Here is a 25292-nt window from a genome sequence, read left to right on the forward strand (position 1 = left end):
GCAGCGCCGGAAGGGCCTGTAAACGGCGCGAATTTTCTCGTATCAGTGAAGGCCATGCGCTGGGTTCGCCTGTCGCCGCTGTACTTCGTCGCCTCGACGGCGATGCTGGTGTGGCCGCTCTATCCGCTGCTGGGCGACCACATCGAACCGCGCGTGTTCGGGGTGCCCTGGTCGCTGGCGTACGTGATTCTCGTGATCCTCGCCAACACCGCGGTGCTGGTGGGGCTGTACCTGAGCCGGGCCGTCGACGCCGTCGAGGCCGAGGACGAGCACCATGGCTGACATGGGCGCGGTCGCGCCGTACGCGGTGTTCGCCTACCTGGCGGCCTCGCTGGCGATCGGCCTGATCGCGGGCCGCCGCGGCTCGGGCGGCGCCGACGACTTCGTCACCGGCGAGCGCTCGTTCGGGCCGGTGCTGATGTACTTCGTCATGGGGGCGATGATCTTCAGCGCCTACGCGCTGCTCGGCACGCCGCAGCGGGTCATCAGCAAGGGCTCCGACGCGTTCTACATGCTGGCCTACGGGGCCGCGGCGTTCGTGCCGGTGTTCTACTTCGGGGCCCGCGTGCGCCGCATGGGCGCGCGCCTCGGCCTCGTGACCCAGGCGGAGCTGATCGGGGCCCGCTACGACAGCCGCCGCGTCACCACGGTGATGGGCGCGGCGTCGCTGCTGGCGTTCATCCCGTACCTGGCGATCCAGTTCAAGGGCGCCGGCATCGTCATGCACCACGCGCTCGGCTGGTCGCCGCTGCTCGGCGCGGCGGTGGTCTACGCGACGGTCGCGATCTACGTGATGTTCGGCGGCATGCGCGGGGTCGGCTGGACCAACGTGCTGCAGGGCGTGGCCATGCTGGCGGTGGTGTGGTGGCTCGGCCTGGCGATCCCCGGGCAGCTGTTCGGCGGGGTCGCGCCGATGTTCGACCGCGTGATCGCCGAGCACCCGGAGTACCTGACGCTGCCCGGGCCGGCGCCCGGGACGTCGTCGTTCCAGTACACGGCGGAGATCGTGATGTCGACGCTCGGCTTCGCGATGTGGCCGCAGGTGTTCATGAAGTGCTTCACCGGCCGCAGCGCGCGGGCGGTGCAGTACTCGGCGGTGACGTACCCGAGCTTCCTGGTGTTCCTGATCCCGCTGCTGTTCCTCGGCTACGCGGCGCTGCTGCTGCCGGGAGCGCCGCGCGACGAGGGCGTGCTGCTGTGGCTCGTCAGCCGGCCCGAGGTCGGCGGGCCGTGGGTGTTCGCGGCGTTCTGCACCGCGGTGCTGGCGGCGTCGATGTCGACCGGCGACTCGCTGCTCCACGGCGGCGCGTCGATCTTGGTCCGCGACGTGCTGGTCTCGGGGCTCGGCCTGCCGCTGTCGGAGCAGGCCCAGACCCGGCTGATGCGCATGGGCGTGGTCGTGCTGTTCGCGCTCGGCCTGGGCATGTTGATCGTCGCCAGCAAGCTGTCGATCGTCGACTTGCTGCTGCTCGCCTACGCGGTGCCGGTGCAGTTCCTGCCGCCGGTGATCCTCGGCCTGTACTGGCGGCGGGCCAACCGCGTGGCCGCCGAGGCCGGCCTGTTCGTCGGCCTCGGGGTCGCGTTCGCGCTGTTCCTGGCCAAGATCCTGGCGCCGGGGCTGTACGCGTGGTGTAACCCGCTCGACCTGCAGATCGGCGCGGTCGGGCTGGTGCTCAACGCGATCACCATGTTCGTGCTGTCGCTGACGACCCCGCCCATGGCACAGTCCCACCTGCAACGCTTCGAGTTCCGCAGCCCATGACGTCCCGCGCGCTCCTCGTCGTCCCCCTGTGTCTGGTCGCCTGCGAGGCCACGAGCCGCCGCTTCGCCGCGCTCGACGCCCCGCCGCCCGCGCCGGTGGCCGTCGGCGAGGCGCGGCCGCTGTCGGAGTTCAAGAAGGTGACCGAGCTGTCCGAGGCCGAGAAGGCGAAGCAGGCCAAGGACCTGCCCGAGTGCGGCCGCGGCAGCGGGCGCGACCTGAACGGCGAGTGCGCGCCGATCGGCCTGTGGGACACCGGCACGGTGCAGCGGGTGCAGATCCCCGGCGGCGTGTTCGTGATGGGCAACGTGCCCGACCACTTCAACTCGTCGCCGTCGCGCGAGCTGCCGGCGGTCCGCTGGTCGGGCAACCCGCCGCGCCACGCGGCCCTGCGCAGCTTCTGGATCGACCTCCACGAGGTCACCCGCAAGGCCTACACCGTGTGCGTGGCGGCCGACGAGTGCACGCCCGCCGTCTGTCCCGAGGGCCAGGCCGACACGGCGAAGGACCTCCAGCCGCAGGTCGCCGACGCGCTGCCGCAGACCTGCGTCACCCACCAGCAGGCCGAGGCCTACTGCCGCTTCGCCCGCGGCCGCCTGCCCAGCGAGGCCGAGTGGGAGTACGCGGCCCGCGGGCCCGACGCGCGCGTGTACCCGTGGGGCAACGCGATCAAGGACGACATCCCGCAGGGCCTCTATCCCGCAGGACATGTCCGTCTGGACAGCTCGTACTTCGGCGTGCGCGGGCTCGGCAGCGACGCGCTCGAGTGGGTCGCGGACGCCTACGACCCCGACGCCGCGCTGCGGCCGTTCGTCAGCGAGTCGTTCCGCGCCGCCGACGGGCCGCTGGCGGTCGCGCGCGGGGTGTTCGAGCAGGCGGCGTTCTGCGGCGAGGACGCGGCCTGCAGGCCGCCCGCGGGCGAGCCGGTCCGCCACGTGTACAAGTACGGCAGCGTCGGCCAGCGCCGGGGCGCCCGCGAGGTCCGCCCGCCGAAGTTCCCGGGGGTCGAGCTCGAGGGCTGGGACATCGTCGCCGCCGACGCCCGCCTCGGCTTCCGCTGCGCCGCCGACCTGCGCCCGGAGGACAAGCCGCTGCAGGTGCCGGCCGCCGTCGCGCCGATCCCCATCGTCCGCTCCGAGGGGTCGCTCGAGCTGTTCGGCGGGGTGGTCGAGGCGGTCAATCAGGAGGAGGCGCGCCGCTTCTGCGCCGCGCTGAGCGTGCCCTACGGCGCGGAGGCGCTGACGGGCTTCCGCCTGCCGCAGCTGCTGGAGATCCAGCAGCTGTCGGCGGTGTTCCGCGGTCCGGGGCCGTTCTGGGCCGAAGACGGGGCGGCGGTCCAGATCGACGACACGACGCCGCCCGCTCCGGACGCGCCGTGGCGCGAGCTGATGGTCGGCGGCGAGACGGCCCTGGCGGCCCGCTGCGTGCGCACGGTGCAGTGAGCGGCAGGTCGCGCTCGACGAGGGCGTGACGGACGAACCGTTCGAGCGTCGCGCGGTGCCAGGGTCCTCTCGATGCTAGGGTGCGCGGGATGGCCTTCGACGCCGCGCAGCTCCGTACGTCGCTCGTCCGCTACTACAATGCGGTGCAGGTGGCCGAGATGGTGGAGGGGCCGCTCAACCTCCATTTCTGGGTCATGAAGTTCGACGAGCTCGCCGCGGCGTACATCGTCGGCATCGCGGACGAGGAGCCATGGACGTCGCTCCTCCCGCTGTTCCGCCGCGTCCTGGGCGAGGCGCTGGCGACCGACGACGCCGTCGAGCGGCTGCTGCCCCCGGACGCCGACTTCACGGCGAAGGACATCCACACTTCGATCAACGCCCTGCAAGGCCTCTACGAGGTTACGTGCGGGCTGAAGACCAAGGCGCTCGCGGAGTGGATCGCCACCGGCGAGCGTCAGCCGCAGTGGTTCGAGCGGGCCTTCCGGATCGATTCGCGCTACTTCGCCCGCAAGTACGCGAAGAAGAAGCCGAGCCTGCAATACGGCGTCTATCCGCTGGTACAGCTCGCCTGCGCGGCCGAGCGGGCGGCGGAGGCGAGCGAGATCCTCACGCGCGTCCTCCCCGACAAGAAGTTCGTGCCGGCCAAGGCGCGCACGATCGCCGAGCTGGCGCTGTCGATCGCCGCCGACCCGCGACCGCAGCGAGACCGCGCGGAGCGGTTCCTCCGCGCGAACGTGCGGGAGCGGATCGATCACGGCGGCTACGGCACCGTCGCGGAGTACCTCTACGTCGCGAGCCTGGCCGGCCTCCCGGGCTCGCCGGCGGAGCTGCTCGCGCGCGCGCCGAGTTACGCCCGGCCTTGAATCGGCTGACTTCAAGGGCATGTCCTTCAGAACATGTTCGAATGCACATGGCGCATCGGGCATGCCGCTCAGGACATGCATCAACCCGTGTATTCGACGAACAGCGCGGTGATGTTGTCGCGGCCGCCGTTGATGTTGGCGTGGCGTACGGCCTCGCGGGCGGCGGTGGCGAGGTCGGCCGAGAACAGGCGGGCCAGCAGGCCGGTCTCGTCGAGGTACTCGTGGAGGCCGTCGCTGCACAGCAGCAGCTTGTCGCCGGGGGCCAGCTCGAGCTGGCGGACGTCGACCTCGACGAACTCGCGGTGGCCGACCGCGCGGGTGATCACGTGCTTGAGGTGCGACAGCTTGGCCGCCTCCGGCGTCATCGTGCCTTGCCGGATCTGCACGTTCACCAGCGTGTGGTCGTCCGTCAGCTGCACGTGCTCGCCGGCGTGCCACAGGTAGACCCGCGAGTCGCCGACCCACGCGACCGTGGCGACCTGGCCGGCCACCAGCACCACCGAGGCGGTGGTCGACATGCCCCTTCGGTCAGGGTCCATCTCGCCCATCGTGTGGACCATGTAGCAGGCGCTCTGGATCGCCCCGCGGAGCAGGGCCGCGAGGCGCTGGCGGGCCGCCTGATCGAGCTCGCCGCCGTGGCGGGCGATCTCGATGTCGGTCGCGTCGCCCTTGACGAAGTCGACGATGAACTCGACCGTCTCCTGGCTGGCGATCTCGCCGCGGGCCCGGCCGCCGACCCCGTCGCAGACGATGAAGAGGCCGAGTTGTGCGTCGGCGAGGAAGGCGTCCTCGTTGCGGCTGCGCACCCGGCCGACGTCGGTGTAGCCGTAGTGCCGCGTCCCCATGGCGCCGAGACCTTACCACGGGCCGGTGGGAACGCGCCGGGGCATGTTGTATCCTGGCGACGATCGACCTGGAGCGCCCATGAAGTTGCGTGGAAGCAGCCGAATTCTCGCCCTGTCCAGCCTCACTCTCGGCGGCTGCCTCGACCCCACCGCCGGCGGCGACGACGCCTCGGCGACCGCGGCCACCACCACTCTCGGGACGACCGACTCGCCGGGCACCGCGGCGCCGACGAGCGACCCGCCGACGCCGACGACCACCACCACCGGGACCACGACCTCGCCGACGTCGACCGGCGAGCCGACCACCACCGACGGCACCACCGGCGACCTGCCGCCGGAGCCGCCCGACCTGTGGTGCCCCGACGGCCCGCAGGGCGGCTGCGCCGCGCAGCCCGACGCGCCGCTCGAGGCCGGCGCGGCGGTGCTGTCGATCGTGCCCAACTGCTGGGAGAAGTGGGTCGACGTCGACATGGACAACGAGTGGAAGCCGCAGGACGACATGCTGCTCGACTGCGGCTGCGACCAGAAGTGCCCCGGCGACCCCGGCTACACCAAGCCCGACGCGGGCGAGGGCGACGGCGAGCTGCAGCCGCTGTTCATGGCCGGGTTCGGCCACGACCGCCCGGCCTACGGGGTGCGCGACGCGGCGCACGGGCTGGTCGGCGCCGGCGACGGGCTGTGGGCGCGGGCGGTGGCGTTCCGCCAGGGCGAGTCGACCCTGGCGATCGTGGCGATCGACACCGTCGGCTACTTCAACAACGACGTCGAGGCGATCCGCGAGATGCTGCCGGAGCAGGACATCGACCTCGACTACCTGATCGTGCACGCGACGCACAACCATGAGGGCCCCGACACGATGGGCCTGTGGGGCGAGGACCTGTTCACCTCGGGCTACACGCCGGAGTACCGCCAGCAGGTCCGCGAGACCATCGTCGAGGCGATCGTCGGCAGCTTCAAGGACATGCGCGAGGTCGGGTCGATGCGGGTCGGCGAGGTCGACGTGTCGACGTATCACCCGAAGGGCATGGCCAACCTGCTCCGCGACTCGCGCGACCCGTGGATCGCCGACGAGACCATCTCGGCCGCGCACCTGCTCGACACCGAGGGCATGCCGATCGCCACCCTCGTCAACTACGGCTGCCACCCGGAGACGCTGGCCGACGACAACTACCTGGTGACGTCCGACTTCGTGCACGCGCTGCGCCGCACGGTCGAGACCGGCTCGGAGTGGCAGACGGCGGAGGGCAAGCCGGGCCTCGGCGGGCCGGCGATCTACATCAACGGGGCCGTCGGCGGGATGATGACGACGCTCGGGGTCAACGTCGAGAACCCGGACGGCGAGACCTACCAGGCGTCGAGCTTCGAGAAGGCCGACTCGGTCGGGCAGATGCTCGGCGAGATGGCGCTCGACGCGGTGGCGATGGGCGAGGAGATCACGGGCCCGGCGCTGCGCTTCGCGGCCAAGCGGTTCCGCGCCGGGGTCCGCAACACCAACTTCAAGCTGTTCTTCGACCAGAAGGTGCTCGAGCGCGAGGTGTTCAACGCCGACATGCCGGGCAAGGAGGAGATCGAGACCGAGATGGCGCTGGTCGAGCTCGGGCCGATCCAGCTGTTGACGGTCCCCGGCGAGCTGCTGCCCGAGCTGGCGATCGGCGGCTACGACGGCTCGCACGTCAACGCCGACGGGGTGCCGCTCATCAAGCCCGACAACGTCAACCCGCCCGACCTCGAGGCCGCCCCGAAGGGGCCGTACCTCGAGGACCGCATGGGCCTGACGTACCGCTGGATCATCGGCCTCGGCAACGACGAGCTCGGCTACATCATCCCCGAGTACGACTTCCAGCTGGCCGAGACGATGCCGTGGATCAACGAGGCCGAGGGCAACCACTACGAGGAGACCAACTCGCTCGGGCCCGACATGGCCGGCCTCGTCGACCAGTTCGCCGACCTGCTGATCCACTGGTCGAAGCAGTGAGCGCGTCGGCGCGGCGCGTCAGTCCTCGGCCAGCGCGACGACGGTCCCGTGGTCGCCGAAGCCGATGATGTCGAGGTGCCCGTCGCCGTCGACGTCGGCGAGGGCGCGGACGTGGACGCCGACGCGCCAGCCCTGGTCGTGGCCGAAGTCCGCGAGCGCCCGCTCCGGCGCGCGGAAGCCGGTCTTGTTCGAGGTGGCGACGAACACCCCGGCCTGACCGAAGCCGACGATGTCGGCCAGCTCGTCGCCGTCGATGTCGACGAGGTGGCGCGGGTGACGGTCGACTCGCCAGCCCTGCTCGTAACCGAAGGTGGTCAAGACCTGCTCGGGCTGGTCGAAGTCGCCGGGGCGGCTCAGCGCCAGCAGGGTGCCGTCCTCGCCGAAGCCGACGATGTCGGGCCGGCCGTTGCCGTTGATGTCGCCGAGCAGGCGGACGTGCCGGTCGCTCCGCCAGCCCTGGTCGTGGCCGAAGTCGGTCAGCCACATCTCGGCGGCGGTGAAGTGGGCCTCGCCGGCGCGGGCGACGAACACGCCGTCGTCGCCGAAGGCGATGATGTCGGCGCGGCCGTCGTCGTTCACGTCGCCGACGACCCGCGGGGTGCGTTCGACCCGCCAGCCCTGCTCGTAGCCGAGGTCGTCGAGCCAGCGATCGGGCTGGCGGAACTTCGCGCCGGTCGAGGTGGCGACGTAGACGCCGTCGTGGCCGAAGCCGACGATGTCGGGGAGGTCGTCGCCGTCGACGTCGGCGAGGAAGCGCGGGTGGCGATCGACGCGCCAGCCGCGGGAGATCGTGAAACCGTCGAGCCACAGCTTGGGCGGCTCGAACGCGCTGCCGGTCGACCGCGACACGAAGACCCCGTTGGCGCCGAAGCCGACGACGTCGGCCCTGCCGTCGTCGTCGACGTCGACGAGGAAGCGCGGGTGCTTGTCGATCCGCCAGCCGTTGCTGAACGAGTAGTTGTCGACCCACGTCTCCGGCTCGCCGAAGCGCTCGCCGGTCGACAGAGCGACGACGACGCTCTGCTCGCCGAAGCCGACGACGTCGGCCTGATCGTCGCCGTCGACGTCGCCCAGCAGCCGAGGGTGCCTGTCCACGCGCCAGCCGCCGCTGACGCCGAACTCCTCGACCCACGTCTCGGCCGGGCGGAAGCCGGCGGCGCGCACCTCGGGCGCGGCGGTGAGGGGCAACATCAGGCAGGCGAGCGCGCCGGCCTCGGTCAACTTCTTCATGTTCGAACCTCCTGGGGGCGGCGACCGAGGCTGTCCGAAGGGACATGTCGGCGAGCGCGATGGGGAAGGCCGCTTTGTGCCGCCGGGCCGCGGTCGTGCAAGCGGCTGGAGGCCGCGAGGCGCGGCCGGACGTCGGGGGTCGCGGCCGCGGCCGAGCCGCGCGCCTGCGAGGCGGCCCGGTGCGCGGGTGAGGGGCGTTGCTCAGGGCGCTCCGCAGGCGGCCGGCGAGCGGGTCGGGGGCGACAGGGGGCAGTGGCTCCGCGGCTCGCTCGAGACGCCGGCGCTCGCCCGGGTCGCGGGGCCGGCGCGAGGCGAGCGGGCGCGGGCGTACGGGGTCGTGGTAGGGTCCGCTCATGCTGCGCGGCGCTTGGCTCCTCGGGTCGTTGGTGTTCGTCTCGTCGGTCGTCCTCGGGTCGTGCGGACCGCCGCCGCCTCCGGGCTACTGCGCCGGCCCGACGTGCGGCTGCAGCGGCGGCGACAACTGCGTGCTCGACTGCCCCGCCGTCGGCTGCGACGCCGAGTGCCACGACGTCAGCAACTGCGATGCCGGCTGCGGCGACATGTGCAACCTGTCGTGCCACAACAACTCCAACTGCGACCTCGAGTGCGGCGACGGCTGCGCGGTCGACTGCCACTCGGTGAGCAACTGCGACGTCACCTGCGGGGCCGACTGCGCGGTCGACTGCAACAACCTGTCGAACTGCGACGTGGTGATGGTGAGCGGCGAGGTGACGTGCGAGGGCGTCGGCAACTGCGACATCCGCTGTGCCTTGCCCGACGGCAGCACCGAGCCGGCGTCGGACTGCGGCGGCGGCCGCCACAGCTGCCCGGTCGGGTCGTGCTGAGTCCACGCGCGGAACGACGTTGACGCCCCGGTAGCGCGATTGCGCGGCCCAGGCCGACCTGGGACACTCGCGGCCGATGTCGCAGACCTCGCGGGCCCTCACCGTGACCTTCGCCGCGGCCGCAGTCGCCGGCGCGTGTAACTTCCTGTCCTCGGGGGCAGGTCAGACGACGACCAACGTCGCCGACGTCGCCGGCGCGATCGCCTGCCCGGCGCTGGCGAGCGGCGGCGACGCGCTCGGGGTCAAGTACACCGCCAAGGCCGAGCTCAACGCCAAGGTCGGGGCGTTCGTGCAGGCGGCCAAGGACCTGCAGCGCCTGGCTGTCAAGTGGGACGCCGAGGTCACCTCGGCCTGCCGCAAGATCGGCGCCGACATCGGCGTCAACCCGGCGGCCATGCAGCCGAACCAGAACGCCACTGCCTCGCAGGCCGCCTGCGGCGCGGTCTCGGCGAAAGTGCAGGGGCTGCTCAAGGGCGGGGTGAAGATCGAGGCGAACTACACCGCGCCGAAGTGCGACGTCGACGCGTCGGCGCGGGCCCGCTGCGACGGCCGCTGCAAGGTCGAGGTCGACCCCGGCGAGATCGTCGCCCAGTGCACGCCGGCCAAGCTGTCGGGTCGCTGCCAGGGCACCTGCAAGGGCCAGTGCGACGGCCGCTGCTCCGGCCAGTGCCAGGGCAACTGCGCGGTCAAGGACGCTCAGGGTCGCTGCGCCGGCAAGTGCGACGGCACCTGCACCGGCCAGTGCGACGCGACGTGCCACGCGTCGTGCCAGGGCTCCTGGCAGGCGCCGAAGTGCGAGGGCCACGTGACGCCGCCGAAGGTCGACGCCGACTGCAAGGCCAGCTGCCAGGCGAGCGTGAAGTTCTCGGCCCAGTGCTCGAAGCCGCAGCTCGAGGTCAAGACGTCGAGCAACGCGCAGGCGCTGGGCAAGCTGGTGGCGTCGCTGTCGGCCAACCTGCCGGTGCTGATCGCCGCGCAGGTCAAGCTGGGGCGGGAGATCGGCGGCGAGGTGCAGACGCTGGTCCGCCTCGGCGGCGAGCTGCGCGGCAAGCTGCAGGGCGCCGGCGAGCAGGCGATCGCGTGCATCACCGCGTCGGCGTCGGCGGTGGCGACCGCGTCGATCAGCATCAACGTGTCGTTCAAGGCCAGCGCGTCGGTGTCCGGGGCCGTCGGCGCGAGCGGCAAGGCCGGCTGAGCCGTGACGAGCGGGTGGCACTGGCTCGGGCTGTTCGCGGCCGGCGGCTGCGGGGTGTGCCTGCGCTTCGTCCTGGCGCTGCGGATCGACCGCTGGGCCGCGGAGGCGCTGCCCTACGCGGGCACCCTGGCGGTCAACCTGATCGGCTGCCTGGCGATCGGGGTGCTGGCGCCGCTGGTGCCGCAGGGCCCGGCGCGGGCGATCGCGGTGGCCGGGCTGCTCGGCGGGTTCACGACCTACAGCACGTTCGCCCTGCTGACGGTCGAGCTGGCCGGCGAGGCCCGCTGGGCGCCGCTGGCCTGGCAGCTCGGGCTGCACGTCGGCGGCGGGGCGCTGATGGTGGCGCTCGGCTCGCGCGTCGGGCGGTTGCTGGCCGGGGCGTGAGCGGTGAGCTCGGGTGGCAGATCGGACATGTCTTGAGGGACATGTCCTGAAGACGTCGCGCGGAGATCGGGCAGCGGGCGCCGGTGATCGAGCGTACATGTCTTGAGGGACATGTCGCGCGAGCCAGGGCGCGATGAGCCCGGTTGGATACGGCTGCTTCGCGCGTCCGGCGCTGGAACGTTAAACCGGCAGTGAGGGGCAATTTTGCCTTGGAATAATTTTATACGTAGTATATAGTACACAGTACGAGAAAAGCGGCGAGGCCCGCCTCCACCGTTTCAAGGAGTCCTCATGCAGATCACCGGCTGTGCAGTGTCGCTGACCGTCGACGATGTCGGCGCGTCGAGCGCCTTCTTTATTAAACATCTCGGGTTTCAGGAGGCGATGGCCGCCGACGGGTTCGTGTCGCTGCGCCGCGACGACGCCGGCATGAACGTGGTGTTGTTGCGCCGCGGCATCGAGGTGCTGCCGCCGGGCTTCCGCGATCAGCGGGCGGCGGGGGTGATCGTCGCCTTCGTCGTCGAAGATCTGGAGGGTGAGGAGCGGCGGCTGCGGGCCGAGGGCGTGCCGATCACGATGGCGCTGCGCGAGGAGCCGTGGGGCGAGCGGCTGTTCCAGATCACCGACCCCAACGGGGTGGTGGTCGAGCTGGTCGAGTGGGTGCGCTCGCCGACGGCGTGAGCCTCACTTCGGCGGTCGGGCCTGGAAGATCGCCGCGCCCTTGCGGTAGGTGGCGAGCGGGTGCACGGTCGCGAGGTCGCCTGTCCGAACGGACAGGGGGTTGTGGTCGAGGATCACGAGGTCCGCGACCCGGCCGACGGCGAGCTCGCCCTTGCGCTCGCCGTCGAAGAACTGGTGGGCGCCGCTGCTGGTGAGGCCGCGCAGGCCGTCGAACACGGGGACCCGCTGGGCCGGGCCGAGGACCTTGCCGGCGTGGGTGGTGCGGTTCACGGCGCTGGCGAGGAGCCGCAGCGGATCGGCGGGGAGCGTCGGCGCGTCGGTCTGCAGCGTGAACAGGAGGCCGCGCGCCAGGGCCGACTGGGCCGGGTCGAGCCGCGCGGCGCGGGCCGGTCCGAGGGCGGTGTCGTGATACCAGTCGCCCCAGTAGTAGATCTGGGCGCTGGCGAACGACGGCACCATGTGGAGCTCGCGCATGCGATCGAGCTGGTCCTCGCGCACTGTCTGGGCCCCCAGCAGGACCGGGCGCCTGGCCTCGCCCCGGCGTCGCTCGAGCACCCGCTCCCACGCGTCGAGGTACTGGTCGGCCGCGGCGTCGCCGTCGGCGTGGGCGAGCACCTGCCAGCCGTGGTTCAGGGCGAGCTCGAGGATCTGTTCGACCTCGGTCGCCGCCATCTCGGCCTCGCCGCGCCAGCCGCGGGGCTTGCCCGGCGGCGGCGTGGTGTACGGGGCGCCGAGCCAGGCCTCGCGCGCTTGCAGGTTGCCGTCGAGCACGAGCTCGATGCCGCCGAGCTTGAGGCCGCGCTCCCACACGCCGAAGCGCTCGCCGACCAGGCGCTCGGCGTCGGCGACGCTGGTGACCACCGGATAGGCGACGATGTCGACCTCGTGCTTGTTGGCGCGGGCGAGCCGGCGCAGGATCTCGAGCTCGTCGGGGCCGACGGCGCCGTCCTGCACCGTGGTGAAGCCGCGGCGCGTGTACTGCCGTTCGGTGTGGACGATCCGCGCCGCGCGGTCGTCGGCGCTCGGCCGCGGCTGCGCGCGCTCGACGAGGAAGACTGCGCTGTCCGAGAGCACGCCGCTCGGCTCGCGCGACCGCGGCTTGCGAGCGATCAGGCCGCCGGGAGGGTCGGGGGTGTCGGCGTCGATGCCGAGCAATCGCAGGGCCGGCGTGTTGACGACCGCGACGTCGCGCGAGGCGTGGTAGAGGACGATCGGGTGCAGGGTCGAGACTGCGTCGAGGTCGTCGCGCGTGGGCTGTCGCCCCTCGCGCAGCCGCAGATCGTCGTAGTTCCAGCCGACCACCCATTCGCCGCCGGCCAGCTTGCGCCGCTTGATGTCGGCGCGCAGGGCCCGTTGCAGGTCGGCGAGCGAGCGCACGGTGCCGATCGGCGGGGCCGCCAGTTGGACCTGCTCGCTGCGCTCGGCGACGGCGCTGAGGTGGCCGTGGCTGTCGATGAAGCCGGGCAACAGGGCCTTGCCGTCGAGGTCGATGCGGTCGGTGTCGGCGTCGGCGAGCTTGATGATGTCGGCCTGGTCGCCGACCGCGACGATCTCGCCGCGACGGATCGCCAGCGCCTCGGCGACCATCGGATTGCCGTCACCGTCGACGCGCATGGTGATCACGGGGCCGCCGTAGAACACGCGATCGGCGGCCGTCACCGACTCTGCCGGTCGAGTCGGCGGCCTCGGCGAGGTCGTCGGCGGCCGCGCTGCGGACGGCTCCTTCGGCTTCGCGCTGCTCGCCGGTCGGGCCGGCTTGCCCTTGCCCGACCGGGCCGGCTTGCCCGCCGCCTGGCCCCCGGCGCTCGACCGCGGCGCGCTGCCCGAATGATAGCTGTAGCTGCACGAGAGCAGCGCGACGGTGATTGCGGTGATCGGAACGAGGCGATGCATCGACCGGACCTCCGTTGCATCGATAGCACCCGCGCGGCCGTCGTCGAGACGGGCGAGCGGCCGCGTCGACTCCGACTGGCATGATTGTTCTTTTTTAAAAAAGAAAAAGAACCGTGCTCGACCGTCGACCGAGCGCTGGCGCGGCGTCGAGTCGATCGGGCCGAGCGATCGAGAGATCGCCGAGCGCTCGGCCTCGGGCTCGTGCGCGCGAGCGCAGGTCGGCTCTCTGCGCGTGCGGCCGAGGACGGCGCGCCGCGAAGGCGCGCGAGGTGGACCGCTTGTGAACCATCCTTGCGGGAGACTGCTCGATCGCTGCGAACAAAGTTCGCCGTGATCCCGAGCGCGAGCGCGAGGTCGCCCGGGCATTGTTCGGAGCGAACTCGTGCGGTCGCGTGCGCGACGACCTCGCAGGGGGACAACTTGCGGCCGACCGACCGCCGCGATACGCAAGATCGACAGCGCAGGCGGAGGGACGAGGGATGCCGGTGGAATCGGGTGACGACGGTGCGGCGGTGAGGACGAGCGGGCTGCAGACTAACGGGCGCGAGATCAACGGGATCGAGCCCAATGGGATCGAGCCCAACGGGATCGAGCCCAACGGCTCACGGGTGCAGGGCACGCGCGAGGACGCGGTGAACCACGGGCCGGGGACGCACGCGATCGAGCCCAACGGCGCGTATGCGGCCCGCGGAGGCCGGTTGCGGGCGCTGCGGATCAACGGCGTTCGCTTCGAGGCCGGCGCGAACGGGCTGCGGATCGACGCGATCGTGGTCAACGGCATGAAGCTCGAGGCGAGCGGCGGGCTGGTGATCGAGGAGGTCGAGGTCGAGGCGCCGAAGCCCGCGATCGTAACTGCGTCGGCGCCGGCGCCCGACTTCGGGGCGGTGACCGTGTCGTCGATCGAGCTGCCCGACGGGCGCCGCTTCGAGACCTGAGGCGGAGGAGAGCCGATGGCGCGGCATGGTTCGAGACGCGCCCTGATCTTCTCGCTGATCGCCGGCTGCGGCGCGCCGACCGAACCGGCGCCGGCGAAGCTCGCGGCGGTGCCGGCGAAGGGGCCTGCCACGCAGCTCGAGGACGGGTCGCGGCCGGTCCCGGCCCCGACCCCTGCCGACAGCCGTGAGCCCGAGCCGGCGGGAGCGCCGAAGGTCGAGATCGATCGCACTGCGTTCCGCATCACCTTGCCCGACGGACATGTCCTTTCGGACAACGAGATGATCGGGGTGGTCTTGACGGTGCGCGACGAGGAGGGCGCGTGGCGGAAGGTCCGCATCGAGAAGATCGAGGCCGATCCGCGCGACCCGGAGATCACGCTCCACGAGCTCTCGGTGCAGGACCCGGAGACGAGCACGTGGGCGCCGCTGTGCGCGCCGGGGCCCGACGGCCTGGCGCGGGCGATGCCCTTGGCGGGCACGTGGATGGCCGACGGGCGCTACGAAGCCGCGGACGGGGCGTTCAACGTGACCTGCACGTCGGGGGCGATCGGCAAGTGCGTGCGCTTCGGCTACAAGCCGTGGGTGACCGCGAGCGACGGCAGCAGCCTGTGGGACTATCATCAGGCCTGCGTGCGAATGGTGCGCGCCGACTATTGCGGCGACGGCACCTCGTTCACCAAGAACGGGACGCAGATCAACATCTTCGATCGACTGAAGATTCAGATGCTCGACAAGGCCCCGGGGTACGTGCTCGAGGCCGCCTGGGGCCCCGCGGGGGCGCTCTGCGTGCATCACCCCCGCGTGGCCGAGACCGCGACGCTGGCGCAGCTCGAGGCCAAGTGCCCCGAGCGCCTGCGCGGGCGCACCGGCGCGGCGTGCAACCGGGAGGCGTTCGCGGCCGATCCGCAGTATCGACTGTTCAACCTGTCGGTGCCGCCGAAGTGAGCGCGGCGGGCGGGCTCACCAGTTGGCGGGGATCCGGAACGTGGTGGCAATCCACGAGGTGCGGTCGCCCTCGAAGCTCAGCTCGGTGGTGGCGGTCATGATCGCCATGTGCGTGCCGTCGGGGCTGGTGAACACGAGGCCGCGGTCGAGGTCGTAATTCCAGATGTACGGCCGTTTGCGCACGCCGGGCTCGAGCCGCAGGGTGGCGTAACCCTTGAGGTTGAGGTCGAGCTGGAACGCGGAGCCCTTGCCCTCGTGGGCCTTCTCGCGGTCGCCGCCCAGGACCTCGAGCCAGGCGAAGGCGGTCTTGCCGGAGGGCAGGAGGATCGCGTAGGCCCTGGTGCCGGGGCGCGGCGCGGCGGCCTCCTGCGGCTCAGTCGGCGCCAGCAGGTAGCCGAGCTCGATGCCGTGCGACTGCAGCAGGGCCGTCCGCCGGGGCGCCAGCGCGGCCCGCAGGTCGGGCGGGTCGCACGGCTCGGCGTCGGGGCTCTTCGGGCGCACCTCGACGTAGCCGCCGGGCACGAGCGTGTCGCTGTCGGAGTCGACGACGAACAGGCGCGCTGCCCCCTCGCAAGTGGCAGCGCCCGGCCCGGCGTCGAAGGTCTCGAACGCGAAGTAGCGGCCGTCGCGTGACCAGCCCCAGACAGTGAGGTGATCGATCTGCTGGCGCGGCTCGCCAGGCTGCTCGAACGGGGCGCCGAGCGTCGGCGGCGTCGGGCACTCGGCCGCGGGCGTCGCCTCCTCGCGCGGGACCTCCGGCTGCGCCGCCGGCGGGCCGTTCGGGGCGGTGCAGGCGCTGGCGAGCAGGACGGCGACGAGGAGGCGGGAGGGCATGCGCTGGGTTTACCTGCTGCGGGGAGCGGGCGCCAATTCGGAGGTCGAGTGTCCCGAGAGACAGGTACGTTTCGTGGCCGTGCGACCGGCCGGCGGGGCCTCGCGGCGCGGATGGAGATGTCCCATTGGACATGTGAAGCGCGGGGCGATGCGACCGCGCGCGGCCGGGACTCTCGGTCCACTCTTCGCGCGGCTTCGGTTCGGGATCGGATCGCGCCGTGTTAACCTCGAGCCGATGCAGTTCGAGGCGGGGGATGAAGTCGTCTGCTTTCCGACCAGCACTCTGGCGATCGGGCGGGTGCTCGCGGCGGAGGAGGCGGGGCTGTTCCTCGTGCAGCTGCCCTGCGACGATCCCGAGGACGAGGAGTTCTTCCGGTGCGAGCTGCTGGCGGAGCAGCTGTATCTCGTCCGCTCGACGCGGCGCAGGTTCCTCGACGATGTCCTCGCCAGCGTCGCGCGCCGGGTGCGTCCTGCCCACGTCGCCGTCGCGCTCGATCGTTACTGGGTCGAGGCGAGCGACAGGGGCTCGGACGAGCTCGTCGCCGTCGCTCGCGGGGCCGAGCAGGTGCGACGCGAGGCCGGTGCCGCCGCCGACGCGCTCGTGAAAGAGGTCCAGGCGAGGCTCCGTGCGTGCTTCGAGGACATGCGCGAATCGCAGCAGATCACCTGCTGGGAGGCCGGCGTCGACTACTGGCTCGGGGACTCGCCGCGGGCGCCGCACGGCACGATCCTCGCCCGTCGCGCGCTGCTGCGCGACCTCCGGCCGGGATCGGTGGGGGATGACGCGTACGAGCTCATGCTCGCCGGCGTTCGCCCGTTCCGCATCCGTTGCGAGGAGGCGCTGGCGGCCGTCACCCGCGCTGGTGGCGCGAGCGGCTGACGCTGAGCAGGATGCCGATGCCGAGCATCATCGCCAGGGCGTTGGAGCCGCCGACGCTGAAGAAGGGGATGGTGATGCCGGTGACGGGCAGGAGCTGGAGGACCATGCCGACGTTGATGACGACGTGGAAGAAGAACAGGGCCGAGACGCCGACGCAGAGCAGGGCGCCGAAGCGGTCGCGGGCCTGAGAGGCGAGGCCGAGGCCCCACAGCACGAGGGCGGCGAACATCACCAGGACCATGGCGGCGCCGAGGAAGCCCCACTCCTCGGCGTAGACGGCGAACGGGAAGTCGGTGTCGCCGTAGGGCAGGAAGTCGAGGGTGTTTTGGGTGCCCTGGCGGACGCCGCGGCCGAAGAAGCCGCCGTTGCCGACGCCGATCATGGCCTGGATGGTCTGGTAGCCCTCGTTGTCGGCGTAGGCCTCGGGGTTGAGCCACACGTCGATGCGCGAGCGCTGGTACTTGTGCATGAAGAAGGCCCAGCCGAGCATGAAGAGGGTCACGCCCGTGGTCATCAGGGCGAGGATGCTCTTGAGGCTGAGCTCGGTGAGGGCGAGGATCGTCAGGGCGACGAGGCTGCAGATGATGCCGGTGCTGAGGTCGGGCTGATTGACGATCAGCGCCACCGGCACGAGGAACATGATGAACGGGACGATCAGGTGCCGGACCTTGCGCGGCGCCTTGCTCGGCCGGTCGCTGAGGTAGCGCGCGAGCGCGGAGATCAGGAGGATCTTCATCAGCTCCGACGGCTGGAACTGATAGTCGCCGAGCTCGAGCCAGCGGCGGGCGTCGTTGCGCATGACGCCGATAAGCGGGACGAGCGCGAGGAGGCCGAGGCCGAACAGATAGGCGGCGTAGGCGAGCCGGTGCAGGACGCGGTAGTCGAGGGCGGCGACGATCACGGCGGCGATCGTGCCGAGGCCGAGCCAGCGGATCTGGACCTGGATCTTGCCGCTCCAGTCGCCCGTGCCGGCGCTGTTGAGGTTGATCAGCGCGAGCGCGACGATGCCGGCGACGAGGGTGACGATCACCCAGTCGATGTTCTGCACGATCCGCCGGAACAGCGAGCGCGGACGACCGATCGCCGTCATGACAATCCCTCCTGCGCGAGGAGCTCGCGGGTGCTGCGGCGGAGGCGAGCGCGCGACGGCACGGCAGGACCTCCTGCGCGAGGCCGGAACGAGCGGCGCTGAACCGGCGGGGGACGACTCGTCACGGCAGGACCTCCGGCGCGAGCGGCGAAGAATCGGCGGAGGCGAGCGCTCGACGGCCGGGCAGGGCCTCCTGCGCGAGCAGGACGCGCGATGGGGTGAGCGGCGCAGAATCGGCGGGGGCGAGCGCTCGACGTCAGGACCTCCTGCGCGAGGAGGGCACGAGCGGCGCTGGACCGGCGGCGAGGAACGGTCACGGCAGGAGCTCCTTGGCGGCGGGCTTCTTCTTGGCGGCCGATTTCTTGGTCGCGGGCTGCTTCGGGTCCGGCTTCTTCTTCTTGCTCGGGCCCGGCCGGCTCGGGCCCGGCGATGAGCTGGCCTTGGCGACATGTCCGGAGGGACCTGTCTCTTCGGACTTTGGCGGCGGCGGGCCGAGCGGGCGGTCGCCGGGCAGGCGGGCGCCGGTGAGGGCGACCGTGCGGTCGGGGGCGGCGGCGCTGTCGGCGGCGTCGGGCTTGTTGCGCTGGCCGGGCAGGGGCGGGGGGACGCCGCCGGGGCGGCGCGGCTGGGGGGTCTCGGAGCGGCTGCCGAGGTAGCTCTCGATGACCTTCATGACGATCGGCGCGGCCGCGTCGGCACCGACGCCGCCGTGCTCGACGAAGGCGACGACGACGATCTTGGGGGCGTCGGCGGGGGCGTAGCCGGCGAACCAGGCGTGGTCCTGGGTGAAGTCGAAGCCGGGGATCGGGCCGGGCTTGGGGGTCTTGGTCTTCTTGTCGAGAGCGCCGACCTGGGCGGTGCCGGTCTTGCCGGCGACGACGACGCTGCCGAGCCGCTCGCTGTAGGCGGTGCCGAGCTCGTTGTTGACGACGCCGGTGAGGCCGGCGTGGATCCGGTCGCGGTCGGCGGGCAGGACCGGCTCGAGGTCGCGCCGCACCTGCGCCTTGTTCTGCAGCACGAGCCGGCGGTCGGGCGTCTCGATGCGGTCGACGATGTACGGGGTCATGACGCGGCCGCCGTTGGCGATCGCGGCATAAAGCACGGCGACCTGCAGGACGGTGGCGGTCACGTTGCCCTGGCCGATCGCGCTGTTGAGGCGGACGCCGCGCTGGTAGGTGCCCTCGCGCGCCTCGAAGGCCTCGGTCGGGATGCGCCCCTTGGCCTCGGAGTTGATGCCGATGCCGGTGCGCTCACCGAGGCCGAGCCGGCGCGCGAACAGCTCCATGCGCTCGAGGCTCAGGACGGTGTCGATCGCCAGCGTGTAGAAGTAGACGTTGCACGACTGCACGATCGCCTGCTCGAGGTTGACCGGGCCGTGCTTGTGCGTGCACTTGAAGCGGCGACCGCCGTAGTTGACGTAGCCGTCGCAGGTGATCGTCTTCTCGGGGTCGAAGGTCGGGTCGTCGAGCGCGGCCAGGGCCGAGACGACCTTATAGGTCGAGCCGGGGAAGTAGTGCTCCTGGACGGTGCGGTCGATGAAGGGCTTGAGCGGGCTGTCGCTCCACGCCTTGTACTGGTCGCGGCCGATCGGCTGCTGCCAGCGGTTGGGGTCGATCGCCGGGACGCTGAGCATGGCGACGATCCGGCCGGTGTCGGGCTCGATGGCGACGAGCGCCCCGGCGGGCTTGTCGGCGAACGCCTCGGCGGCGACGCGCTGCAGGTCGAGGTCGAGGGTGAGGTAGACGTCCTGGCCGGGGATCGGGTCCTCGTCGGGCGGCAGGGCGGCGAGGGCGTCGCGCGGCGGATCCTTGACCGGGTGGTGATGGACGTCGACGACGCGCGAGCGCTTGCCGGGGCGGCCGCGCAGGTAGTTCTCCCACTGCCGCTCCATGCCGGTCTTGCCGACGCGGTCGCCCGGGCGGTACGAGCCGGCGGAGTTGGCGAGGCCCTCGGGGGTGATCTCGCCGACGTAGCCGGTGACGAAGGCGGTGAGCTCGCCGGCGGGGTAGAAGCGGCGGGCGGACTCGCGGATCTCGAGCCAGTCGCCGAGGGCGTCCTTGCGGGTCTGGATCCGCGCGAACTCCTGCCAGGTGAGGTTGCCGCGCACGGCGAACGGATAGATGCCCTCGTCGCGGTCGCGCCGGCGGACGATCGCGGCCACGAACTGCTCGCGGTCGGCGGCGTCGACGAAGTCGACCAGGTCGGCGAGCGCGTCGATCTGGGCGTCCGACAGCGGCACGCGCGAGCCGGTCTGCGAGCGCGCGCCCGGGTCGTCGGTCTCGACGACGACGCGCGGCCGCGGGGTGACGTAGAGGGTGTAGGCCGGGCGATTGCTGGCCAGCGGCCGGCCCTGGGCGTCGAAGATCCGCCCGCGCAGCGCCGGGGCCTCGATGGTGTCGATGAAGTTGCGCTCGGCCCGGCGCACGTAGTGCTCGCCCTCGAGCACCTGCAGCTGACACAGGCGCCCGAGCAGGACCAGCAGCGCGAGCAGGACCACGAGCACCATCGCCTGCAGCCGGGGCCGCAGGGCGCGCAGGTCGTCGGGCTCGCGTAGGCTGGTCATCAGGTCATGTCCAATCGTTCATGTCCAATCGGACTGGTCGGAGCCCTCGAGGGCGGGGCCGGCGCTGCGGGCCTGCAGCGGCGAGCGGCGGGCCGGGCGGGGCCGGCGGCCGAAGGCGCGGTCCCAGGCGCCGAGGGCCAGCTCGGCGAGGACGAACACGCCGGGGGCGGCGAGCACGGTGGCGAGGGCGTGCCAGCGGGCCTGCAGCAGGCCGGCGACCAAAGCCTCGGTCTCGACGCCGAGGCGGCGGCGGACGCTGAACAGCAGGGCGAAGGTGACGAGGTCGACGAGGGCGGCGGCGACCCCGGCCGCGAGGGCGCGGGCGATCGGGCCCTCGACCGCGAGGCGCCGGCTCGACCACACCAGGGCGCAGCACGACAGGCCGTAGGCGAGGGACAGCAGGCCGATGGGTGTCCCCTGGGCCATGTCCTCGAGGTAACCCAGGCTGACGGCCACGAACAGGCCCGCCGGCAGCGACAGCTCGCGCCCGAACACCACGTGGGCCACCAGCGCCGCCGAGGTGGCCGGCAGCATGACCGTGAGCCCGAGCGTCTGCCCGAGGCCGCCGACGGCGGCCAGGAGCAGCCAGCCGAGGGCGATGTAGATCAGGGGGCGCATGAACCGCGGGGCATGAGGCCTTGTCTGTCCGTGGAGACATGTCTTTTCAGACATGCTCGCAGCGAGGCAGCGGAGACGGACACGCTCGCTCGGACATGTCCTTCGGGGCATGTCGTGATCGTGACGCGGCCGATCACCGCGCGTGGACCGGCATGTCCTCGCGGACGAGTCCGGAGCGGGCGGGCGAAGACGGGGGCGATCACGACCTGTCCTTCGCGGACGCGGCATGTCGCGCGCGCGGCGCCCCCGGGGCCGCTGCGCGCGCCCGCGAAGGCCTGTCCTTGGGGACAGGTCCGGAGCGGGCGGGCGGCGAGCGGGGCTGGCATGGTCTTCGAGACAGGTGAGTTATTGCAGCGGGCCGAGGCCGTTGGCGGGGGCGGGGAGGCGGCCGGGGCTCTCGGGGTCGGGGGCGGGGGCGCTGGCGAGCACGACCCACACCATGTCGAGGCGGTCGAAGCGGACGGCGGGGACGACGTGGACGCGCTGCTGGGCGCCGACGACGTCGTCGACGCGGACGACCTGGCCGACCGGCTGGCCGCGGGGGAACAGCTCGTCGACGCCGGAGGTCTGGACCAGGTCGCCGACGTTGACGCCGAGGTCGGCGGCGACGTGGACGACGCAGCGGTCCTCGCCGACGCCCTCGAGGATGCCGGGCGCGCGGCTGCTGGCGATCTCCACCGCCACCTTGCTGCGCGGGTCGGTGATCAACATTACGTCGCTGTGGTCGTCGGCGGCGCGGTCGACGCGGCCGACGACGCCGGCGTCGGCGATCACGGCCATGCCGGGGCGGACGACCCGGTCGCCGCGGTCGAGCCGCAGCTTGACGACGCGGAAGAACGGCGACTGCTCGACGCCCGCGACCTCGGCGGCGATCATGTCCTCGGCGACCTTGTCGCGCATCTGCAGCGAACGCCGCAGCTCGCGGTTCTCTTCCTCGACCTGCTGCAGGCCGCGCAGGTCGAGCCGGAGCTTGCGGTTCTCGGCCGCGAGCGCCTCGTTGTCGTCCTGCAGGCGGGCCTGCAGCAGCCAGCGCTCGAAGAACCGGCCGGCGTTGCCGGCGGCGTAGCTGACGCCGGCCTCGAGCGGGGCGCCGACCTTGACGACCATGCGGTCGAAGCCGCTCAGGGCGCGCGGGTCCTGCAGGCTGGCGCGCAGCATCAGCGCGGGGATCCCGAGCAGGACCGCGACCAGGACCGCGTTCTTGGCGCTGCGGAGGCCGGCCATCCTCCGGGGCTCCTTATTGGAGCGCGACCTCGCGCAAGAGGTCGAGCTCGTCGAGGACCGCGCCGGTGCCGAGGACGACCGCGAACTCGGGCTCGTCGCACACGAAGCACGGCAGGCCGGTCTCGTCGGACAGGAGGACGTCGAGGTTGCGCAGCTGCGAGCCGCCGCCGGTGAGGACGATGCCCTTGTCGACGATGTCGGCGCACAGCTCGGGCGGCGCGGCCTCGAGCACCAGGCGCACGGCCTCGACGATCGCCGCGACCGGCTCGCTCACAGCCTCGCGGATCTCCTCGCTGTCGACGACGATGGTCTTGGGGATCCCGCCGACCAGGTCGCGGCCCTTGACCTCCATCGTCATGAAGTTGCGGGTCGGCGCGGCGGTGCCGATCTGGATCTTGATCCGCTCGGCCGTGCGCTCGCCGATCAGGAGGTTGTACTTGCGCTTGACGTGCTGGACGATCGCCTCGTCGATCTTGTCGCCGCCGACGCGGATGCTCTTGCAGGCGACGATGCCGGCGAGGGAGATCACCGCGACCTCGGCCGTGCCGCCGCCGATGTCGACGACCATGTTGCCGCCCGGCTCGGTGATCGGCAGGCCGGCGCCGATCGCCGCGGCCATCGGCTCCTCGATGAGGAACACCTCGCGCGCCCCGGCCGCCAGCGCCGAGTCCTTGACCGCCCGCTTCTCGACCTCGGTGATGCCCGACGGCACGCAGATGACGATCCGCGGCTTGACCAGGGTCTGGCGGTTGTGCGCCCGGTTGATGAAGTGCCGCATCATCGCCTCGGTGACCTCGAAGTCGGCGATGACGCCGTCCTTCATCGGCCGGATGGCGGTGATGCTGCCGGGCGTGCGCCCCAGCATCTCCTTGGCCTCCTTGCCGACGGCGACGACCCGCTTGGTGCTGCCCTTCTTCTGCACGGCGACCACGCTGGGCTCGTGGGCGACGATCCCCCTGCCCTTGACGTACGTCAGGGTCGTGGCGGTCCCGAGGTCGATGGCCATGTCGTTGGAGAACAGGCCGTATACCCAGTCAAAGAGCATGCTGCGCGCGGCGTTCGGGTGTACCCGCCGAAGCAGTCGACGGCAAGTCAGCGGCGTTGTGCGGGAGGCTTGCGGCTTTTCTCACAATAGGCGGCCGAGCGCCAACTTCGGGCCCAGGAGCGCGGAGCGCCGGCTCCGCGGCGGCCAACGCGGCTGGCGGCCGGCGTATTCCGCGGGCCCGCAGGCGGCCCGGAGTTTCCCGGGGGCCGTCTTACCGCTAGCTTCGCGGGGACATGACGGACGAGACGACCGCGGCCCCACGCGGCACCGCGATGAAGACCATCGGCGCATGGCTCCTGCTCGGGATGCTGGCGCTCGCCTTCGGGCTCAGCTTCGGCCTGCCGAGCGACGCGATCACTTGCGGCCTCGAGCCGCTGGCCAAGACCTACGGCACGAACGTGGTGGACGAGGACTTCCAGTACGAGTTCCGCGCCATCTCCCTGACCACGCGCATCCCCGAGGACCCGAAGATGCAGGAGATGCTGGGTCTGCGCGAGGAGGTGCTCGACGCGATCGTCGAGCGCCGCGTGCTCGGCGAGGTCGGCCGGCGCATGGGCCTGGTCGCAGACCTCCGCGACGCCGAGGACATCACCGCCGACGGCCACCTCATCGTGCTCGGCAAGACCTGGGACTGGCTGGCCGGGCAGGCGTTCAACTACGCCGCGTTCGAGCGCAACTGGCTGCCGCGCTTCGGCGTCGGCGAGCGCCGCTACCTCGAGTACCAGCGCGAGGAGGCGCTGGCCCGCACCGTGCGCGACGTGCTGGCGAGCGTGATCACGGTGTCCGAGGCCGAGGTCCGCAACGCCTACGACCAGCGGCAGAACCAATTGTCGCTGCGCTACGGCCGCTTCGAGTCCGGCCGGTTCGCCGACCTGGTCGACCTGTCGCGCGCCGACCTCGACGAGTACGTGGCCGCGCACAAGGACGAGCTGGTCAAGCAGTTCGAGTCGCAGGGCACGCGCTTCCTCAAGCTGCCGAAGCAGATCCGCCTGCGCTTCATCGAAGTCGAGAAGCCGCAGCCGCCGGCGGTCGACGCCGACAAGGCGACGCAGCAGAAGTACGCGGCCGACCTGGCGGCGACGCGGGCCAAGATCGACGGCGCGCTGACGAAGCTGCAGGCCGGCGAGGACTTCCGCGCGGTCGCGCGGGCGACGTCCGAGGACGCGGACACGGCCCGGCGCGGCGGCGACTACGGGTGGGTGACGCTCGAGGGCACCGGCACCGGGCTCGACCCGGCGGTCGACGAGGCGGCGCGCAAGCTCGAGGTCGGCGCGCGCTCCGAGGTGATCGAGAGCGACGAGGCGTTCTACATCGTCAAGGTCGAGGGCCAGCGCGAGGGCGACGTGCCGCAGGACGAGGCGATCCTCGACCTGGCCGAGGAGGCGCTGATGCGCGAGCGCGGCAAGGCGCTGGCCAAGCAGGCCGCGGCCGAGGCGCTGCAGGCGCTCAAGGACGGGGCGACGATGACGCAGCTGTTCCGCTCGCCCGACGCGCTCGGCGGGCCGGCCGGCGGCGTCGACCAGCTCGAGCTGCCGAACGAGCCGACGCCGGCGCCGAAGCCGGGCGACGACAAGCCCGAGCTGCGCGTCACCGGCCTCTTCAGCAAGGAGAAGCCGATCCCCGGCCTCGGCGTGAACCCCGAGATCACCAAGGCCGCGTGGGCCGCCGACCCCAAGGCCGAGTTCATCGACCAGGTGTTCGAGACGCCCGACGGCTTCCTCCTCGCCTCGGTCGAGCGCAAGGAGACCGCCACCGACGAGGGCTTCGCGGCCGCCCGCGCCGGGCTCTACCGCGAGCTGTCCGAGGCCAAGGCCGCCAAGGTCACGGCCCGCTTCGCCTACCACACCTGCCTCGGCGACAAGGCCCGCGGCGACATCGTCCCCTACGACCAGCGCGTGTCGCGGATGATGACCTACGACACCAAGGAAGCCTTCGACGAGAAGGGTAACCGGGTCCTGCGGCCGTACGTGATGTGCGACCGCGTCGGCAACCGCGGCGGCATGCTCAACCTGGCGGCCCTGACCGGCGGCGGCGGGCGCTAGCTGC

22 protein-coding genes are annotated in these 25292 nt (G+C 71.8%); 13 read left to right on the forward strand and 9 right to left on the reverse strand.

Translation table 11 applies throughout. The annotated features are described in order from the left end of the window. The first annotated feature begins 54 nt into the window (after positions 1-54). The 4 genes from O0S08_RS07175 (at position 55) to O0S08_RS07190 (ending at position 4064) form a co-directional block, all read left to right on the forward strand. Positions 55-282, forward strand: a complete 228-nt coding sequence (locus O0S08_RS07175) for a hypothetical protein (protein WP_269038274.1) — start codon at positions 55-57, stop codon at positions 280-282. Beyond that, positions 275-1762: a sodium:solute symporter family protein gene (locus O0S08_RS07180; protein WP_269038275.1), complete on the forward strand. Its 1488-nt coding sequence runs from the start codon at positions 275-277 to the stop codon at positions 1760-1762. Before O0S08_RS07175 ends, O0S08_RS07180 begins: the two co-directional genes overlap by 8 nt. Further along, on the forward strand, positions 1759-3201 hold the full coding sequence (locus O0S08_RS07185; protein WP_269038276.1) for a formylglycine-generating enzyme family protein: 1443 nt from the start codon (positions 1759-1761) through the stop codon (positions 3199-3201). Before O0S08_RS07180 ends, O0S08_RS07185 begins: the two co-directional genes overlap by 4 nt. Positions 3202-3290: 89 nt before the next feature. Beyond that, positions 3291-4064: a hypothetical protein gene (locus O0S08_RS07190; protein WP_269038277.1), complete on the forward strand. Its 774-nt coding sequence runs from the start codon at positions 3291-3293 to the stop codon at positions 4062-4064. 80 nt (positions 4065-4144) lie between these two features. Here the strand turns inward: O0S08_RS07190 and O0S08_RS07195 are convergent, their stop codons facing one another. Beyond that, complete coding sequence (locus O0S08_RS07195; RefSeq protein ID WP_269038278.1) at positions 4145-4909, reverse strand: PP2C family protein-serine/threonine phosphatase; 765 nt, start codon at positions 4907-4909, stop codon at positions 4145-4147. Positions 4910-4988: 79 nt separating this feature from the next. On the opposite strand from O0S08_RS07195, the gene O0S08_RS07200 reads away from it, so the two are divergent. Beyond that, positions 4989-6884 (forward strand): hypothetical protein, encoded by a 1896-nt coding sequence (locus O0S08_RS07200; RefSeq protein WP_269038279.1) that lies wholly within the window; start codon positions 4989-4991, stop codon positions 6882-6884. A gap of 18 nt (positions 6885-6902) precedes the next feature. Here the strand turns inward: O0S08_RS07200 and O0S08_RS07205 are convergent, their stop codons facing one another. Continuing rightward, positions 6903-8114 carry an FG-GAP repeat domain-containing protein gene (locus tag O0S08_RS07205; protein WP_269038280.1) on the reverse strand — a complete coding sequence of 404 codons (1212 nt, stop codon included), beginning with the start codon at positions 8112-8114 and terminating at the stop codon, positions 6903-6905. Positions 8115-8467: 353 nt separating this feature from the next. Between O0S08_RS07205 and O0S08_RS07210 the strand changes: the two genes are divergently transcribed. The 4 genes from O0S08_RS07210 (at position 8468) to O0S08_RS07225 (ending at position 11219) form a co-directional block, all read left to right on the forward strand. Continuing rightward, complete coding sequence (locus tag O0S08_RS07210; protein ID WP_269038281.1) at positions 8468-8959, forward strand: hypothetical protein; 492 nt, start codon at positions 8468-8470, stop codon at positions 8957-8959. Between the two features lie 76 nt (positions 8960-9035). Beyond that, positions 9036-10154, forward strand: a complete 1119-nt coding sequence (locus tag O0S08_RS07215) for a hypothetical protein (protein WP_269038282.1) — start codon at positions 9036-9038, stop codon at positions 10152-10154. A gap of 3 nt (positions 10155-10157) precedes the next feature. Beyond that, positions 10158-10538 carry a fluoride efflux transporter FluC gene (locus O0S08_RS07220; protein ID WP_269038283.1) on the forward strand — a complete coding sequence of 127 codons (381 nt, stop codon included), beginning with the start codon at positions 10158-10160 and terminating at the stop codon, positions 10536-10538. 291 nt (positions 10539-10829) lie between these two features. Beyond that, on the forward strand, positions 10830-11219 hold the full coding sequence (locus O0S08_RS07225) for a VOC family protein (RefSeq protein ID WP_269038284.1): 390 nt from the start codon (positions 10830-10832) through the stop codon (positions 11217-11219). Positions 11220-11222: 3 nt separating this feature from the next. On the opposite strand, the gene O0S08_RS07230 is transcribed toward O0S08_RS07225, so the two are convergent. Further along, positions 11223-13112, reverse strand: coding sequence for an amidohydrolase (locus O0S08_RS07230; protein ID WP_269038285.1), 1890 nt, complete (start codon positions 13110-13112; stop codon positions 11223-11225). A gap of 512 nt (positions 13113-13624) precedes the next feature. Here O0S08_RS07230 and O0S08_RS07235 point away from each other — a divergent pair. Together O0S08_RS07235 and O0S08_RS07240 are read left to right on the forward strand one after the other, a co-directional pair. Beyond that, the gene (locus O0S08_RS07235; protein ID WP_269038286.1) at positions 13625-14047 is read left to right on the forward strand and encodes a hypothetical protein; all 423 of its coding nucleotides are present in this window, start codon (positions 13625-13627) and stop codon (positions 14045-14047) included. Between the two features lie 15 nt (positions 14048-14062). Beyond that, the gene (locus O0S08_RS07240; RefSeq protein ID WP_269038287.1) at positions 14063-14992 is read left to right on the forward strand and encodes an ADYC domain-containing protein; all 930 of its coding nucleotides are present in this window, start codon (positions 14063-14065) and stop codon (positions 14990-14992) included. Between the two features lie 15 nt (positions 14993-15007). On the opposite strand, the gene O0S08_RS07245 is transcribed toward O0S08_RS07240, so the two are convergent. Beyond that, positions 15008-15826 carry a DUF2259 domain-containing protein gene (locus tag O0S08_RS07245; RefSeq protein ID WP_269038288.1) on the reverse strand — a complete coding sequence of 273 codons (819 nt, stop codon included), beginning with the start codon at positions 15824-15826 and terminating at the stop codon, positions 15008-15010. A 235-nt stretch (positions 15827-16061) separates the two neighbouring features. Between O0S08_RS07245 and O0S08_RS07250 the strand changes: the two genes are divergently transcribed. Next, complete coding sequence (locus tag O0S08_RS07250) at positions 16062-16706, forward strand: hypothetical protein (RefSeq protein ID WP_269038289.1); 645 nt, start codon at positions 16062-16064, stop codon at positions 16704-16706. On the opposite strand, the gene rodA is transcribed toward O0S08_RS07250, so the two are convergent. The 5 genes from rodA to O0S08_RS07275 form a co-directional block, all read right to left on the reverse strand. Continuing rightward, a complete protein-coding gene (gene rodA / locus O0S08_RS07255) occupies positions 16678-17796 on the reverse strand; it encodes a rod shape-determining protein RodA (RefSeq protein WP_269038290.1) in 1119 nt (372 codons plus the stop codon). The two genes, O0S08_RS07250 and rodA, sit on opposite strands and share 29 nt — an antisense overlap. A gap of 313 nt (positions 17797-18109) precedes the next feature. Continuing rightward, positions 18110-20359 carry a penicillin-binding protein 2 gene (gene mrdA / locus O0S08_RS07260; protein WP_269038291.1) on the reverse strand — a complete coding sequence of 750 codons (2250 nt, stop codon included), beginning with the start codon at positions 20357-20359 and terminating at the stop codon, positions 18110-18112. An 18-nt stretch (positions 20360-20377) separates the two neighbouring features. Next, complete coding sequence (locus tag O0S08_RS07265) at positions 20378-20977, reverse strand: hypothetical protein (RefSeq protein ID WP_269038292.1); 600 nt, start codon at positions 20975-20977, stop codon at positions 20378-20380. 345 nt (positions 20978-21322) lie between these two features. Beyond that, positions 21323-22201, reverse strand: coding sequence for a rod shape-determining protein MreC (gene mreC / locus O0S08_RS07270; RefSeq protein ID WP_269038293.1), 879 nt, complete (start codon positions 22199-22201; stop codon positions 21323-21325). 13 nt (positions 22202-22214) lie between these two features. Beyond that, on the reverse strand, positions 22215-23246 hold the full coding sequence (locus O0S08_RS07275) for a rod shape-determining protein (RefSeq protein ID WP_267710220.1): 1032 nt from the start codon (positions 23244-23246) through the stop codon (positions 22215-22217). Between the two features lie 233 nt (positions 23247-23479). Here O0S08_RS07275 and O0S08_RS07280 point away from each other — a divergent pair, with 233 nt between their 5' ends. Then, a complete protein-coding gene (locus O0S08_RS07280; protein ID WP_269038294.1) occupies positions 23480-25288 on the forward strand; it encodes a peptidylprolyl isomerase in 1809 nt (602 codons plus the stop codon). The last annotated feature ends 4 nt before the right edge of the window (positions 25289-25292 follow it).

This window comes from Nannocystis punicea, from assembly GCF_026965555.1.
GTDB classification, from domain to species: Bacteria; Myxococcota_A; Polyangia; order Nannocystales; family Nannocystaceae; genus Nannocystis; species Nannocystis punicea.